Below are 16691 nucleotides of genomic sequence, written 5' to 3' on the forward strand. Positions count from 1 at the left end.
CCTAAGATAAATTAAAAATGATTTTAGAACATAAACACATCACTATTTTTTATACCGATGAAGGCTGTGGAGATGCTATCGTTTTACTACATGGCTTTCTAGAAAACGCATCCATTTGGGAATCTTTTATCCCTGAACTTTCAAAAAACAAACGCATTATTTGTATTGATTTATTGGGGCATGGTAAAACGGGTTGTCTGGGATACGTACATTCTATGGAGCTTATGGCAGAAGCTGTTGGGGCAGTTCTAAAGTATTTAAAAGTAACCCAGTGTTCAATTTTCGGGCATTCCATGGGAGGCTATGTTGCTCTAGCCTTCGCCGAAAAAAATCCAGATTACATCACTGCTATAGCCTTAATAAATTCTACTGCTCAAGCTGATACTATTGAAAAAAGGCGAAATAGAGACAGGGCGATTCTTGCTGTAAAAGAAAATCATAAGATATTTGTACAAATTGCCATTCCAAATTTATTTACTGCTAAGAACAAGTTAATTTTTTCAGATGAAATTAAGCAGTTGAAAGAGGAGGCTCTAAAAACGCCATTGCAGGGCATTGTAGCAGCTTTAGAAGGCATGAAAATCCGAAAAGACAGAACAGAATTATTGAAAACTAAAACTTATAAAAAGCTTTTAGTTGTAGGTAAACAAGACCCCGTTTTAAATTATAAAGTAATTATTGATCAAACTAAAAACACAAATGTTGAAATTGTAGAATTCCCAGATGGACACATGAGCCTTATTGAAAATAAAGAAGAATTACTACAAAAAATTATGTATTTCATCGAATAATTTAGCTTTATATCGAATATTATATAGATTTTTCATAGTTTTAGATCCTCATAATCAACATTAAAACTTAACCTATGCAAAATAAAAGTACTAACCGTGCTTTCATCCCCAAGATGTATTGCAGTCTTTTCGGTCATGATTATCAAGTTTCTAAAAAGGTAACCCAACATGTTAAAGAGTATACTTGCTCACATTGCAAGAAACAATTAACCACAAGTAGTAATGGTAATTTGGTTGAACTCACTCCTAAGTTTAAAGAAATAAATGCCATACTAGAACGTATTCATCAGTCAAGAATGAATCGTTTAAAGAAAAAACCATTCGCTTCATCGATTTATTAACTACTTATTAACATTTTATGCTTCGTTTTTAATACTTTCACCACTCTCTCACTAAAATTATTAATATGCGAACAAAATGAAAAACATTCAATGCAAAGTCTTTGGGCACGATTATAAGGTGTCTCGACATGTAACGTATCACGTAAAGGAGTACACTTGTTGCAATTGCGAAAAGCAGCTCACTACAAACAGCAAGGGAAATTTAATAGAACTCACCCCAAAATTTAAAGAGATTAACGATGTATTAGAACGCATCCATGCGAAAAGAAGAATGCGCCTGAAAAACTTTAATAATAAACAAAGTAAAAACCTTCTGGCTACGGCTTAGTCCTCAAAATTTTTCCAGCCCTGAGCTTTTAATTCAATCTTGGTATCGGCCCTTGTTACCAAATGCCTTCCCGCCGATTTCTCAGTAATATAACCTACAACAGATAAATTTGGATTGCCTTTAATCTTGGGGTAATCCTCTTGACTTATGGTCATCAATAACTCATAATCCTCTCCCCCATTCAGTGCTACTGTAGTACTATCAATATTAAACTCCTCACAAGTAGAAATCACTTGAGGATCTAGTGGAATTTTGTTTTCATATAAATCACATCCTACCTCACTATGCTTACAGAGATGCAATATCTCAGAAGACAACCCATCGCTTATATCAATCATGGACGTTGGCTTAACATCTAAATCTCGGAGCAACTTCACAATATCCTTTCGTGCTTCTGGCTTTAATTGGCGCTCTATGATATAAGTATACATGCTTAAATCAGGCTGATTTTTGGGGTTTACTTTATACACTTCTTTTTCTCTTTCTAAAACTTGAAGCCCCATATAGGCACCACCCAAATCTCCGGAAACCACTAATAAATCATTGGGTTTTGCTCCTTTTCGGTAAACCACATCATTTTCGGATACCGTGCCCAATGCTGTAACAGAAATTAGTAATCCAGTTGTTGAGGAAGTTGTATCTCCGCCAACTACATCAATATCATAAATCTTAGCTGCTGTTTCTATACCAGCATATAACTCTTCTAAAGCCTCTAAAGGAAACCGATTGGATACGGCAATTGATACGGTAATTTGTGTTGCTCGCCCATTCATGGCATAAACATCAGATAAGTTTACCATTACTGCCTTGTAACCAAGGTGTTTTAAAGGCATGTAACTTAAATCAAAATGCACACCTTCCACCAGCAGATCAGTCGTAACTATTACCCGTTTATTTTCAAAATTCAATACTGCCGCATCATCCCCTATACCTTTAACAGTTGACTTTTGGTTTATTTTGAAGTTTTTAGTGAGGTGCTCTATAAGTCCGAACTCCCCAAGATTACTTAATTCCGTTCGTTGCTGATTTTTATCTTCTATCATGTTGCAAAAATAAGAAGGCTTTTTAATTTTACTTCAGATTTAAACCATTTAATTTTAATACGTTAAATTTGTTTAGATCGAAATTGAACATTGCAATATTAAATGTGTATTCAACGTTTTATTTAGGCTTTGAAAAAGAAAAAATTGCTCCTTATGCCTATTTTAAAAAAGATAAAAAAATTTTATGCCTTAGCCTTTGTTGTCTCTTTAATACTTTATTCTTGTAACACTGAAACTGTAGAACGTGTGATTATCATTGACACAGACAACGACGGAATAGCCGATAATGTTGACAATTGTGTTAACACACCTAATCCAAATCAAGAAGACGTTAACAACAATGGTGTTGGAGACGTTTGTGACACTTCAGAAACTAGCACTATCATAAAATGCGAAGGAGGTTTCGCTGGCATTTACCCCTGTAATGGATATGATTTAGTGCTTAACATCCCCCTTGAAACATTTGGTGCCGCTGCGGCCAACGATTCTTGGGGTTGGACTGACCCTGATACCGGTAAAGAATATGCACTTATTGCCACAGACCGAAACACAGCTTTTGTAGATATTTCAGATATTGAAAATCCCGTCTATTTAGGTAATGTTCCGACAGCTACTACGGCTAGTCCGTGGCGTGATGTAAAGGTCTATAATAATCACGCATTTATTGTTGCCGATAACAATCTAGGAGAAGACAACCATGGTTTGCAAGTATTTGATTTAAGGCGATTGAGAAATGTAAGTAATCCTCCCGAAACTTTTACTGCAGATGCACGCCTTGAAGAAATAGGACGAGCACACAACGTTGTTATTAACGAAGAAAGCGGTTATGCTTATACCGTTGGCGGAAATAGAAACTCTACTTATGCTGGCGGGCCTATTTTTATCAATATTCAAAACCCTAAATCTCCTGTTATTGAAGGTGGGTTTGCTGAAGGTGGTTATTCTCACGACGCCCAAGTTGTCACTTATAATGGACCGGACACCGACTACACCGGAAGAGAGATATTGATTGGAAGCAATGAAAACGAAGTAGTTATAGCCGATGTTACCGACAAAAATAATCCAGTAAAAATTTCAACTATTTCGTATGCAAATGTAAGGTACGCGCACCAAGGGTGGTTTACCGAAGATATGAGATATTTTATTTTGGGTGATGAGCTAGATGAAATTAGAGTTGGAAACAACACCAGAATCATCACTTTTGATTTTACCGATTTAGATAACCCATTATACCATTTTGATTATCTGGCATCTAACCCCTCAATAGACCATAATGGCTACATTAAAGGCAACACTTATTTTCAAGCAAGTTACAGAGCTGGTTTGCGCGTACTGGATATTAGCAATATAGACAATAAAACCTACGTTGAGACCGGTTACTTTGACACTTACCCCGAAGATGATGCTACTGCCTTTGATGGCGCTTGGAATGTATACCCTTTTTTTGAAAGCGGAAATATTGTAATTAGCGATATCAATCGAGGGCTTTTTGTAGTTAGAAAAAGTGAATAACCACTTGATTCAACTTCAAATGAAAATCAACAATCTATATCAATTTTATTCAGTTCTAGCGGTTTTTGCTATGCTCTTAAACTGTTCAAATAATGACGATAGCGGGTCTAAATTTTCTGTTTTAAAAACCACGGAATTTGTCAAAACATTTGGTGGAAGTTTAAATGAAAGTGCGCAATCTGTCGTTAAAACTTCAGATGGCGGATATGTCATTTTAGGTTATGTACAAAGTACGGACGGCGATGTTGTAAATAAAACAAATTCATCGTTTGATTTTTGGGTTTTGAAATTTGGCCCCAATGATACTTTGCAATGGCAAAAAACCTATGGAGGAACAGATGACGACAGGGGCCATGATATTATTCAAACAAAAGATGGTGGATATGCCATTTTAGGTTATAGCAAAAGTATAGATGGAAATCTTTCTGAAAATGCTGGCACTAATGATTTTTGGTTATGCAAGCTAGATGCCTCTGGCAATATATCTTGGCAAAAATCATTTGGCTTTTTAGGTGCAGACATCGGATATGCCTTAACCGAAACCAACGATAATGGTTATTTAATAACCGGTGTTTTGGATGTATCTGCATCGGACGGTCAGGGCAATAGCAAAACCTCAGGAATCTTGCATGCCGGAGGTGATTATTGGGCCATAAAACTTGATGCAAATGGCAATAAGCAATGGAGCAAATTTTTTGGAGGCACTTTTACGGATACCGCTTATGGTGTAGTACAGACGACAAATAATAACTATCTTATCGTTGGTTCTTCTGATAGCAATGATGTAGACATAAAAAACAATAACGGTACGTATGACTTTTGGGTGGTAAGTATTTCCGAGACTGGAGATTTGCTTTGGGAAAAATCATTTGGTGGTTCCGAAATTGACGAAGCATGGGGCATTGTTGCTTCTAATGATGGGAATTTCATTGTTGCTGGTGACACTAGAAGTAACGATAAAGATGTATCCAACAACAACGGTGCAGCCGATATTTTTGTTACTAAAATAACCGCTAATGGAGATTTAGTATGGGAAAAGTCCTTTGGCGGCACAAGTTTTGACGCAGCAAGAGCCATTTCAAAAACTTTAGACGGAGGCTATCTTATTTCCGGAAGTTCGCGCAGTTCAGATGGAGACATCTCCAATAACAATGGTCAAAATGATGCCCTAGTCTTAAAACTGGACAGTAACGGCAATCTGAAATGGCAAAAAAGTATCGGTGGCTCAAATATCGATTTAGCCTTTGACGTTACAGAACTAAGCGATGGTACTGTTATTGTAGTTGGAGAATCCAGCAGTTCAGATCAAGATATACTAGAAAATAAAGGATTTTCAGATCTCTTAATTTTCAAACTAAAATAAAAGTGATAGAACCTACGCGTCTTAATTAATAAAGGCCAGATATAACAAATTAAAAAAAAGAAAATCATCATATGAAAAAGATATTATTTATAACATTAGTAACAACTCTTTTTTTTAGTTGTGAAAGTGATTCTACAACAAATACCTCTCAAGCAAAAATCACCTTTAGCTTTTCACATTCGTGGAATGGAGAAGCGATTGCAAAGAGTGATTTAAACATCATAAAATTCATAAATGAAAATGGAGAACAACTGAGTATTGAACGCTTACGCTATCTCATTTCCAATATAACATTTACAACAGAGAACAATGAAATACTGGTATTGCGTGGTTATAACTTAGTAGATTTTGGTAACAGTGAAAACCTAATTTTTATACCCTCTGGTACCATCCCATCAGGAAGATATAAGAATATTTCCTTTACTTTCGGTTTTAATAATGATGACAATTATAATAATTATCCTGATTTAAACTCTGCCTCGTGGAATGTTCCTCCCCAATTAGGTGGGGGCTATCACTATATGCAATTAGAAGGTAAATTTATTGATGATTCGATGACTGAAACTGGATATGCTTATCATGCAATTAGAGCCGTTGATAATTCGGGAAGCGCACCTGTTTTTCAAGACACTTTTTTTAAGGTGAGTTTAGGCGAGGTTGAGATAACTAATAACTCCATAATTAACATTGAAATGGATGTCTCAGAATGGTTTAAAAACCCAAACACTTGGGATTTAAACGTTTTAAACACTATGCTGATGCCAAATTTTGAAGCCCAAATAGACATGTTTGAAAATGGACAGAGTGTATTCAGTCTAAAATAAATAAACAATAAATTTTTGAATAATTGGTTTAAATATGTGCTTTTTTTCAACGTTCTAATGTTTAGCTCGTGTGACGATGACAGTGCAGACAACTATGCACCTACACCAATTGCACTAGAAATTCCTAAGCTATTCGAGGACAATATTATTGCACCTATAATTCCAAATAACAACCCACAAACCCTTGAAGGCATAGCACTAGGTAAAAAGCTATTCTTCGATCCTATTTTATCAGGAAATAATGTACAGGCTTGTGCAGATTGTCATGCACCACAAAATGCATTCAGCGATGCAGCAAGGTTTAGTGACGGTATTGACGGTAGTTTGGGGAAAAGAAATTCTATGCCGTTATTTAATCTTGCCTGGAACTATGATGAAAAATTCTTTTGGGATGGCAATACCTTTAGTCTGGAGCATCAAGCCTTTGTGCCGGTAACCGATCCGCTTGAAATGAAAAGTTCCTGGAACGAGGTTACCAAAAAACTACAAAGCCATCAAGAATATCCATCACTTTTTGAACAAGCTTTTGGCACTTTAAAAATTGATTCTACTATAGTTACCAAAGCGATTGCCCAATTTGAACGGACATTGATTTCAGCTAATTCAAAATTTGATAGATTTCTTTTAGGTAAAACCCAATTAACTTCTGAAGAGACTAACGGATTTAATGTATTTATGGATGAAGCTAAGGGCGACTGTTTTCATTGCCATGGCAGCGATAAAAACCCACTATGGACAGACAATGCCTTTCACAATAATGGATTAGACGAATCCTTTACCGATTTGGGTTTAGGAGCTGTTACTGGAGATCCAGCAGACAATGGTAAATTCCGCACACCGTCAATTAGAAATCTAATATTTACCGCCCCCTATATGCATGATGGTCGTTTTTCAACCATAGAAGAAGTTATCAATCATTACAGCGAAGGCTTAAAAAACTCCCCAACGATTGATCCTTTGATGAAAAAAGTAGCTCAAGGTGGTGTGGGTTTAACCGAAAGGGACAAAGCAGATTTAAAAGCATTTTTGCTTACCCTTACTGATTACGACTTCATCAACAACCCAGATTTCAATCACAATTAAAATCGAAACAAAGTCTTACCTTGACAGGTTATCTTAAATTATAATGTATTTCGTCGAAAACATATACATTTTATCGGTTTTACACATTCGTTTTACGATATTGCAAGTCCCCAAATCTATTTAGTTTAAAAATGTTTGATGAACCTATAAATAAGTTTTGTGCCATGTTTGGGCATAATTTCAAGCATGTATCAAATATTGATGATGAGACAACAGAATTAGTCTGTAAATGTTGCAATAATCACTTTATTTCTACTGATGGTGGCAACATCATGAATCTTTCGATAGCTAGCGACACACAATCTTTTGCTAATTACTTCAAAACCAGAAAAACATCTCGATTACATCAGTTTTTAGGTTTCAAATTAAAATAAGCTTCATTTCTAAATTTTGGCTATTGAAATTTACGCCGAAAAGAATACATTCCTTGTTATTACATTGATTTCAAAAGCACAAGTAATAAAAAAATTTCCTTTACATCTCATAACAAAAACTTATAAAACTATATGCTAATATAATGTTAGGTTATACTGTTTTCATAGACTTATATCGTATATTTGTCCCCTATTTAGAAACTGTCTTAATAAAATTATTAAATCAGTACTAAGCTTAACAGTAAAACAAAATGATAAAAGTCTCAGATACAGCTAAAAAAAAGGTGGTTGAACTTATGGCCGATGATGGCTACAACGCAACTACTGACTACGTACGTGTGGGTGTGAAAAGTGGTGGTTGTTCTGGTTTATCTTATGATTTAAAATTTGATAAGGAGCAACAAGAAGGCGATAAGGTTTTTGAAGATAATGGCGTTAAAATAATTGTTGATAAAAAAAGTTTTTTATACCTAATTGGTACAACCCTAGAATATTCGGGAGGTTTAAATGGCACTGGGTTTGTTTTCAATAATCCAAATGCTAACAGAACCTGTGGTTGTGGTGAATCGTTTTCGCTATAAACACCCATCCAAACCTTCCCAAAGGGAAGGCTTTAAAAGAAATAGAAAAATATGTCAAAATACACAGAAGACGACTTAAGAGAAGAATTAAAAACCAAGGAATACGAGTATGGTTTTTATACGGATATTGAATCGGATACCTTTCCCAATGGATTGAATGAAGACATTGTTCGTGCCATTTCACAAAAAAAGGAAGAGCCAGAATGGATGACCGAGTGGCGCTTGGAAGCGTTTCGTGTTTGGCAAGCCATGGAAGAACCAGAATGGGCAAATGTTAATTATGAAAAGCCAGATTTTCAGGGAATTTCTTACTACTCGGCACCAAATAGCAAGCCAAAATACGATAGTATTGATGAAGTTGACCCAGAATTATTGGCCACATTTGACAAACTGGGCATTTCGTTAGATGAACAGAAAAAGTTGGCGGGCGTTGCGATGGATGTGGTTGTAGACTCAGTTTCTGTAGCTACTACATTTAAAAAGACACTGGCAGAACAAGGCATCATCTTTATGAGTATTTCAGAAGCTATCAAAGAGCATCCGGAGCTCGTAAAAAAATATATAGGAACTGTTGTTCCACAGAAAGATAATTTCTATGCAGCTTTAAACTCGGCAGTATTTAGTGATGGTTCATTTTGTTATATTCCAAAAGGTGTGCGTTGCCCAATGGAATTATCAACGTATTTTAGAATTAACCAAGCAGGTACAGGGCAGTTTGAAAGAACACTTGTAATTGCAGATGAAGGTAGTTATGTAAGTTACTTGGAAGGTTGTACGGCTCCAAGTCGTGATGAAAACCAACTACATGCTGCGGTTGTTGAATTAATTGCTTTAGATGATGCCGAAATAAAATACTCAACCGTACAAAACTGGTTCCCAGGAAATGCAGAGGGAAAAGGTGGTGTTTACAATTTTGTGACCAAACGAGGGTTATGCGAAGACAACGCTAAAATTTCATGGACTCAGGTAGAGACAGGTTCTGCCGTAACGTGGAAATACCCCTCTTGTGTTTTAAAAGGTGATAATTCGGTCGGCGAGTTTTATTCTATTGCCGTTACCAATAATTACCAGCAAGCAGATACAGGAACCAAAATGATTCACTTAGGTAACAATACCAAATCAACTATTATTTCAAAAGGGATTTCAGCTGGGAAATCACAAAATAGTTACCGCGGATTAGTTCAAGTAAATTCTAGAGCCGAAAACGCTCGTAACTTTTCACAATGTGATAGTTTATTGATGGGTAATGAATGTGGCGCACATACATTTCCATACATAGAAGCAAAAAATAAATCAGCAAAAATAGAACATGAAGCTACGACCAGTAAAATTGGTGAGGATCAAATTTTCTATTGCAACCAACGTGGAATAGATACAGAAAAGGCGATTGCATTAATAGTGAATGGTTTCAGTAAAGATGTATTGAATAAGCTACCAATGGAATTTGCTGTTGAAGCCCAAAAATTATTAGAAATAAGTTTAGAAGGAAGCGTAGGTTAAAAATCATCAATTATGAAAAAGACATTCATTTTATTGATTTGTTTCTCTGCATTTTTAAGCTGTAAAAAGGATGTGAAATCTGAGAAAGCAGACGATACAATTTCTATTGAAAGCGAAGAAAGAACGGCCAAACAAAGTGATGGGTTAACACTTTTAAAAGGAGATTATGTATATCATGGTGGTGCCGCAGTTTTACAAACGCATGCTGAAATTTATGGCGTACTACCCACGCACAACTTTGACCAACTTAACAAGAAAGCTGAGAAATTGAAAACAGAGCCAACAGATATGGTTCAAGTAGAAATTAGAGGAAAAATCACAAACGAAAAACACGAAACGATTCTTTGGGAAAACAAGGTTGAAGTAGTTGAAATTTTAAGCGTAAAACCGAACACTGAAGAAAAAAATAATATTATAAAATTAGGAAGCCAATAACAACAATATTCAAATAACAAATTCCAAATCACAAAATGTATCACGATTGAGTTTTGGAATTTAGATTTTGAGTTTTGGAATTTAAAAAACTATGTTAAAAATAAATAATTTACACGCAAGTATTGAGGATAAAAGTATCTTAAGAGGTATTAACCTTGAAGTAAAACCAGGTGAAGTGCACGCTATTATGGGACCTAACGGCTCTGGTAAAAGTACATTGGCATCAGTTATTGCTGGTAGAGAAGATTACGAAGTAACTGAGGGTAATATCGTTTTTGAAGGTGAGGATATAGAGGAATTGGCTGCAGAAGAACGTGCTCACAAAGGGGTGTTTTTATCATTCCAGTACCCAGTAGAAATCCCTGGTGTTTCAGTTACCAACTTCATGAAAACCGCAATTAACGAATCTCGAAAAGCAAGAGGTCTAGAAGAAATGCCAGCTAAAGATATGTTGAAGTTAATTCGTGAAAAATCTGAAATGCTAGAAATAGACAGAAAGTTTTTATCACGTTCATTAAACGAAGGTTTTTCAGGTGGAGAAAAGAAGCGTAACGAAATTTTTCAAATGGCAATGCTTGAGCCAAAATTAGCTATTCTTGATGAAACTGATTCAGGTTTAGATATTGACGCTCTACGTATCGTTGCCAACGGTGTAAATAAATTAAAAAGCAAGGACAATGCCGTGGTTGTGATTACGCACTACCAACGGTTGTTAGACCATATTGTTCCAGATTTTGTTCACGTATTACACAATGGTAAAATTGTAAAATCTGGACCAAAGGAATTAGCGCATGAACTTGAAGAGAAGGGTTACGACTGGATTAAGGAAGAAGTTGGAGCTTAAGCTGGTTGTCATTCCTGCGAAGGCAGGGATCCACTAGCATTAACAAATTAAATTTAAGAGATTCCTGCCTTAGCAGGAATGACAGAGATATGAGTTTAAAAGAAAAATTAGTATCGTCATTTTTAGCATTTGAGAATAAAGTAGACATTGATGCCTACGCCCACGATGTAAGATCTGATGCTATCAAAATATTTGAAGAAAAAGGGTTTCCTACAAAAAAGGAAGAGGCTTGGAAATACACATCTTTAAACAGTATTTTAAAAGAAGACTACAGCGTTTTTCCTAAACAAGAAAACGCTTTAGAGTATCCTCAAGTGAAGAAATATTTTATTCATGATATTGATACTTATAAAATCATTTTCATTGATGGAAAATATTCATCACACCTATCGCAAACTACTCATGATGGTTTAGATGTATGTTTAATGTCGGCTGCGTTAAGTAAACCAAAGTATCAACTCATTATTGAAAACTATTTTAATAAAGCAGCAGAAAAAGACAGTTTAACCTCATTAAACACAGCATTTTCTAGCGAAGGAGCATACATTCATATTCCAAAGAATAAGATAGTAGAAAAGCCAATTCAAATCATACATTTCTCTACTGGAAATGAATCTGCTACAATGCTACAACCTCGCAACTTAATTGTTGTAGGAGAGAATTCGCATGTACAAATTATAGAGCGTCACCAAAGTTTAACAGACAATCCCGTATTAACCAATTGCGTAACAGAAATTTTCGCAAATAAACGTGCCATTGTAGATTATTACAAGATTCAAAACGATAACGAAAATGCCTCTTTAATAGACAGCACTTTTGTAAAACAAAAAAAAGAAAGTTTTGCTTCTGTACACACATTTTCGTTTGGTGGTAAATTAATACGTAATAATCTCAACTTCTACCAAGAAGGAGAACGTATGGATTCTACTCTAAAAGGCATCACCATTATTGGAGATAAGCAACATGTAGACCACAACACCTTAGTGCACCATATAGAGCCAAATTGCGAAAGTCATCAAGATTATAAAGGCATTTTTTCAGACAGAGCCACAGGTGTATTCAACGGTAAAGTATACGTAAATAAAGAAGCCCAAAAAACCAATGCATTTCAAGCCAATAACAATATTTTGTTAAGCGATAAAGCATCTATAAACACCAAACCACAACTAGAAATTTTTGCAGACGATGTAAAATGTTCACACGGTTGTACCATTGGTCAGTTAGATGAAAGTGCCATGTTTTATATGCGTTCTCGCGGTATTCCAGAAAAGGAAGCTAAAGCATTATTAATGTTTGCATTTAGCAACAATGTATTAGAATCTGTTAAAATTCCTGAATTAAAACAGCGCATCACCAAGATTATCGCAAATAAATTAGGTGTAAATATCGGGTTCGATCTTTAGAATTTTTATTTGAAGCTATTTCCCGCTATCCGCTATATCTTTTTGCAAAAAAGCAAAAAGGATGTCGCTACTATCGGGGCTAAAAAGAAAACAATATGAAAATTAAAAAACTATTATTTGTCTTTGTAATAATTCCATTATTTTCATTTTCACAAAACACTTCTTTTGGTATAGTTTTAAATTCTTTTGCTTATGATGTTGCTGTAAAAAACGGAAATCAAATTGGAGGTGAAGTAACAAAAGTGCCTTTTGGAATAGGAGGGTTTTTCGATTATAATTTTAAGGATAATTTTGGTGTAAAAACCGATGTTCTATTTGTTTCTGCTACAGAAGGATATTACTTCAACTTTAATTCTGATTTTGATGTTAATCAAAAATCATTAACTGTAAGCCCACGTTTAAAATTTGATGTAAGCAATGACTATAATCGTGGATTTTATATTACATCTGGCGCAAGAATGTCATTTATTCTAAGCGCAGAAACTAATGATGGTATTGTGTTAGACAACTTCTATAATACTTTTCAGCTTGGGGCGCAATTTGGTTTTGGTTTCAGGTTCTTAAAAATTATGGGGTTTGAATTAATAGGAGATTATGGATTGATGGATATTTTAAAAGACGAAAACCAAGTGAAAACTGCGGGGATTTTAGGTAACTTAACTATAAATATTGATTCCTTTTTTAATAAATAATGTTAAACGTAGAAAACATACGAAAAGACTTCCCGATACTTTCTCGACAAGTAAACGGTAAACCTTTAGTGTATTTTGATAATGCAGCAACATCGCAAACACCGCAACAGGTTATTGATATTATTGTAGATTATTACTCGAACTATAATGCTAACATACATCGTGGTGTACACACACTAAGTCAAGAAGCCACAGATTTATATGAAGCTTCAAGGCAAAAAATACAAACCCATTTCAATGCAAAACATTCGCATGAAATCATTTTTACATCAGGAACTACACATGGTATTAATTTAGTAGCAAACGGTTTTTCATCATTCTTAAAAAAAGGAGATAATATTATCGTTTCAGCATTAGAACACCACAGTAACATTGTCCCATGGCAAATGCTTTGTGAACGTACTGGCGCCACTTTAAAAGTAATCCCAATGAATGAAGATGGAGAACTTGTGATGTCAGAATTTGATAAACTGCTATCAAAAAACACAAAACTCGTTTTTGTAAACCATATTTCAAACGCATTAGGCACCATCAATCCTATTAAGTACATTATTGAAAAAGCGCATGATTTAGGAGCAGCCGTTTTAATTGATGGTGCGCAATCTGCACCACACTTAATACCTGATGTTCAGGCTTTAGATGCTGATTTTTATGTGACTTCTGCACATAAAATATGTGGACCAACAGGCGTTGGTATGTTGTATGGTAAAGAAGAATGGCTAAAAAAATTACCACCATACCAAGGTGGTGGTGAAATGATTTCAGAGGTTACTTTTGAAAAAACAACCTACGCAGATTTACCACATAAATTTGAAGCAGGAACACCAAATATCTGTGGAGGTATCGCTTTTGGCGCCGCTATAGATTATATGAATAGCATTGGTTTTGATAAGATTGCCAACTACGAAAATGAGTTACTAGAATACGCCACAGAAAAACTTCTTGCAATTGATGGCTTAAAAATCTATGGTACTTCAAAACATAAAACCTCAGTTATTTCCTTTAATTTGGAAGGTATTCACCCATACGATGTTGGCACCATTTTAGACAAATTAGGAATTGCCGTTAGAACAGGTCACCATTGTGCGCAACCCATAATGGACTTCTACAAAATCCCAGGAACTATTCGTGCTTCATTTGCGTTCTACAATACCAAAGCTGAGATTGATGCCTTGGTTGAAGGTGTAAAAAAAGCCAAAATGATGCTGTCTTAAAATAACACATCCCTTACTCCCCTCTTCATAGAGGGGAAACTAAAATGCAACAGTTTCCCTTCTAGTAAGGAGGGATTAAGGGAGGTGTGACTATCCAAGGAAGAAAATCAAAATTCGTTTATACTTTGGCGTCTTTTTTGTAGATTCAACCTTAAATTAAAATACCATGAAAACAATGCTACTTTTTATTAGCATGGTTGTATTGCGCTGCTGTTGGGGACCAACAGAATATCAGTTAATGCAAGATTTACAAAACAGTGATACAATTTTGAAACAACTTAACGGCATATATAACATTACCAACTTAAACCAAGAAGACGTATCTTCTTTTAAACTTAGCATATCATTTGACGGTAGCACTAAAAAAGTCTCTGGGTTTTCAGGCTGCAATCGCTTTTTTGGCTCATATACCTTAAATGAAAATTCACTAAAGTTTAGTCCATTAGGAACTACTAGAATCTTATGCTCTGAAGATAAAAATAATATTGAAAACAAACTTTTAAAGGTTTTTGCGAAAGCAGATAATGTGTTTTTTTCGGAAAATGGATTTTCACTTTTTAACAAAAAGAAACCATTGCTTTCAGCAATAAAAATTCCTGAGAAAAGCACACTAAGCTTCGAGTATACTGCCGTTTCGCGAGGTTCTTACAAGCATATCAAAATAGATAAAGACACTATTAGTTTTTCTAAAAAAAGAAAATCAAAATCTTTAAAGATTGCTTGTGATGCAAATTATTGGAACAACTTGACAAAGCTCTGTGATGATTTAGATATCGAAAACATTCCAAATCTAGAAGCTCCTAGTAAAAAGTTTCAGTTTGATGGTGCTCTATTAGCTCATCTTAAGATAAATTCAAACGGAAACACCTATGAATCTGTACCTTTTGATCATGGTAATCCACCCAAGGAAATAGCAGCCATAGTTAAAGAAATCTTATCATCAACCAAAAACATTGAATAGCAACATTTCTTGTTGTATTTTTGTATAAAATTGAACGTATGAGTATTGAAGACATTCAAAACGAAATTATAGACGAATTCTCAATGTTTGAAGATTGGGAAGAGCGTTACCAATATATGATTGATTTGGGGAAAGATTTACCCTTAATTGACGACCAATACAAAACCGATAACAACATCATAAAAGGGTGCCAAAGTAAGGTTTGGGTACACGCCGAAATGAATGACGATAAAGTAGCGTTTACAGCCGATAGTGATGCTATAATCACTAAAGGTATTATTGCCATTTTAATCAGAGTGTTTTCCAATCAGCATCCAAAAGATATCATTGATGCAGATACTAGTTTTATTGATAAAATCGGATTGAAAGAACATTTATCACCAACACGGGCTAATGGATTAGTAAGTATGGTGAAGCAATTAAAAATGTATGCCATAGCATACCAAACACAATTGAATTAAAATGAGCGAAACAACAATAGATACAGCCGAATTAGGCGAAAAAATAGTAAATGTTTTAAAAACAATTTACGACCCCGAAATTCCAGTAGACATTTATGAATTAGGATTAATTTATGACGTATTTGTTAACGAAGATTATGATGTAAAAATCTTAATGACCTTGACAACGCCTAATTGCCCTGTAGCAGAAACGTTACCATTAGAAGTTGAGGAAAAAGTAAAGTCCTTAAACGACGTAAATGATGCTGAAGTTGAAATCACTTTTGATCCGCCTTGGACACAAGATTTGATGAGTGAAGAGGCGAAGTTGGAATTAGGAATGCTTTAATTCAGTTGGCAGTAAACAGTAACAGTATTTCAGTAACTTTCTACTTGAAACTTTAAACTTTCACCATGGCAGACGACATCATAAATCGCGTAGCGAACAGCAAATTAGTTACTATTGACCTTGAGGATTTTTATCCTGATGGCAAGCGTGTATTATTCGATATTAAAGATTGGTTATTTGAAGGTTTTGTATTGCGCGAAAAAGACTTTAGACAACAGGCCTCTGAGTATAACTGGGCACAATTTAAGGATCAATATATAGCACTTACTTGCAGTACAGATGCTATTGTCCCAGGTTGGGCTTACATGCTATTAAGCATCTATTTAGAGCCTTATGCTAAAAAGATACTCGTAGGAGATTTAGAACAATTAGAAACCTCTATTTATCAAGAAGTCCTTAAAGATTTAGATGTTTCTGAATATGAAGGCAAACCTATTATTGTCAAAGGCTGCTCCAATAAACCCGTGCCACAAAATGCTTATATAATGCTGAGCAACAAGTTAAAACCAGTGGCTAGATCTATTATGTATGGTGAGGCATGCTCGTCTGTTCCTCTTTATAAAAAGAAAAAGTAGTGACTTCTTCACTTAGCAAGTGTCATAAAGGTAGTTAA

Annotated in this window: 20 protein-coding genes; 19 read left to right on the forward strand and 1 reads right to left on the reverse strand. The window is 35.1% G+C overall.

Annotated elements, in window-relative coordinates:
* Positions 1–17 precede the first annotated feature (17 nt).
* The 3 genes from AC1B0Z_RS09645 (at position 18) to AC1B0Z_RS09655 (ending at position 1460) form a co-directional block, all read left to right on the forward strand.
* A complete protein-coding gene (locus AC1B0Z_RS09645; protein ID WP_483791763.1) occupies positions 18–791 on the forward strand; it encodes an alpha/beta fold hydrolase in 774 nt (257 codons plus the stop codon).
* A 74-nt stretch (positions 792–865) separates the two neighbouring features.
* A complete protein-coding gene (locus AC1B0Z_RS09650; RefSeq protein WP_483791764.1) occupies positions 866–1132 on the forward strand; it encodes a hypothetical protein in 267 nt (88 codons plus the stop codon).
* A 76-nt stretch (positions 1133–1208) separates the two neighbouring features.
* The gene (locus AC1B0Z_RS09655) at positions 1209–1460 is read left to right on the forward strand and encodes a hypothetical protein (protein ID WP_483791765.1); all 252 of its coding nucleotides are present in this window, start codon (positions 1209–1211) and stop codon (positions 1458–1460) included.
* Here the strand turns inward: AC1B0Z_RS09655 and thiL are convergent.
* The gene (gene thiL / locus AC1B0Z_RS09660) at positions 1457–2503 is read right to left on the reverse strand and encodes a thiamine-phosphate kinase (RefSeq protein WP_483791766.1); all 1047 of its coding nucleotides are present in this window, start codon (positions 2501–2503) and stop codon (positions 1457–1459) included. The genes AC1B0Z_RS09655 and thiL overlap by 4 nt on opposite strands.
* A 153-nt stretch (positions 2504–2656) precedes the next feature.
* On the opposite strand from thiL, the gene AC1B0Z_RS09665 reads away from it, so the two are divergent.
* The 16 genes from AC1B0Z_RS09665 (at position 2657) to AC1B0Z_RS09740 (ending at position 16653) form a co-directional block, all read left to right on the forward strand.
* On the forward strand, positions 2657–4015 hold the full coding sequence (locus tag AC1B0Z_RS09665) for a choice-of-anchor B family protein (protein ID WP_483791767.1): 1359 nt from the start codon (positions 2657–2659) through the stop codon (positions 4013–4015).
* A gap of 19 nt (positions 4016–4034) precedes the next feature.
* A complete protein-coding gene (locus AC1B0Z_RS09670) occupies positions 4035–5378 on the forward strand; it encodes a hypothetical protein (protein WP_483791768.1) in 1344 nt (447 codons plus the stop codon).
* A gap of 71 nt (positions 5379–5449) precedes the next feature.
* Positions 5450–6202: an MbnP family protein gene (locus AC1B0Z_RS09675; RefSeq protein WP_483791769.1), complete on the forward strand. Its 753-nt coding sequence runs from the start codon at positions 5450–5452 to the stop codon at positions 6200–6202.
* Positions 6203–6217: 15 nt separating this feature from the next.
* A complete protein-coding gene (locus AC1B0Z_RS09680) occupies positions 6218–7285 on the forward strand; it encodes a cytochrome-c peroxidase (RefSeq protein WP_483791770.1) in 1068 nt (355 codons plus the stop codon).
* A 131-nt stretch (positions 7286–7416) separates the two neighbouring features.
* Complete coding sequence (locus AC1B0Z_RS09685; protein ID WP_483791771.1) at positions 7417–7659, forward strand: hypothetical protein; 243 nt, start codon at positions 7417–7419, stop codon at positions 7657–7659.
* 251 nt (positions 7660–7910) lie between these two features.
* Positions 7911–8240, forward strand: a complete 330-nt coding sequence (locus tag AC1B0Z_RS09690; RefSeq protein WP_483791772.1) for a HesB/IscA family protein — start codon at positions 7911–7913, stop codon at positions 8238–8240.
* Positions 8241–8291: 51 nt separating this feature from the next.
* Positions 8292–9740, forward strand: coding sequence for a Fe-S cluster assembly protein SufB (gene sufB / locus AC1B0Z_RS09695; RefSeq protein WP_483791773.1), 1449 nt, complete (start codon positions 8292–8294; stop codon positions 9738–9740).
* Positions 9741–9752: 12 nt separating this feature from the next.
* On the forward strand, positions 9753–10175 hold the full coding sequence (locus AC1B0Z_RS09700) for a hypothetical protein (RefSeq protein ID WP_483791774.1): 423 nt from the start codon (positions 9753–9755) through the stop codon (positions 10173–10175).
* Between the two features lie 91 nt (positions 10176–10266).
* The gene (gene sufC / locus AC1B0Z_RS09705; protein ID WP_483791775.1) at positions 10267–11019 is read left to right on the forward strand and encodes a Fe-S cluster assembly ATPase SufC; all 753 of its coding nucleotides are present in this window, start codon (positions 10267–10269) and stop codon (positions 11017–11019) included.
* 89 nt (positions 11020–11108) lie between these two features.
* Positions 11109–12422 carry a Fe-S cluster assembly protein SufD gene (gene sufD / locus AC1B0Z_RS09710; protein ID WP_483791776.1) on the forward strand — a complete coding sequence of 438 codons (1314 nt, stop codon included), beginning with the start codon at positions 11109–11111 and terminating at the stop codon, positions 12420–12422.
* Between the two features lie 95 nt (positions 12423–12517).
* Positions 12518–13114, forward strand: a complete 597-nt coding sequence (locus tag AC1B0Z_RS09715) for an outer membrane beta-barrel protein (RefSeq protein ID WP_483791777.1) — start codon at positions 12518–12520, stop codon at positions 13112–13114.
* Entirely contained in the window at positions 13114–14328 is a 1215-nt protein-coding gene (locus tag AC1B0Z_RS09720; protein WP_483791778.1) for an aminotransferase class V-fold PLP-dependent enzyme, read from the forward strand. The genes AC1B0Z_RS09715 and AC1B0Z_RS09720 overlap by 1 nt, the downstream gene beginning before the upstream one ends.
* A 166-nt stretch (positions 14329–14494) precedes the next feature.
* The gene (locus AC1B0Z_RS09725) at positions 14495–15289 is read left to right on the forward strand and encodes an META domain-containing protein (RefSeq protein ID WP_483791779.1); all 795 of its coding nucleotides are present in this window, start codon (positions 14495–14497) and stop codon (positions 15287–15289) included.
* A gap of 38 nt (positions 15290–15327) precedes the next feature.
* Positions 15328–15750, forward strand: coding sequence for a SufE family protein (locus AC1B0Z_RS09730; protein WP_130964353.1), 423 nt, complete (start codon positions 15328–15330; stop codon positions 15748–15750).
* Position 15751: 1 nt separating this feature from the next.
* The gene (locus tag AC1B0Z_RS09735; RefSeq protein WP_130964352.1) at positions 15752–16078 is read left to right on the forward strand and encodes an SUF system Fe-S cluster assembly protein; all 327 of its coding nucleotides are present in this window, start codon (positions 15752–15754) and stop codon (positions 16076–16078) included.
* 65 nt (positions 16079–16143) lie between these two features.
* On the forward strand, positions 16144–16653 hold the full coding sequence (locus tag AC1B0Z_RS09740; protein WP_483791780.1) for a DUF2480 family protein: 510 nt from the start codon (positions 16144–16146) through the stop codon (positions 16651–16653).
* Positions 16654–16691: the final 38 nt, after the last annotated feature.

It is taken from the genome of Hyunsoonleella sp. J2K-J805, assembly GCF_057167125.1.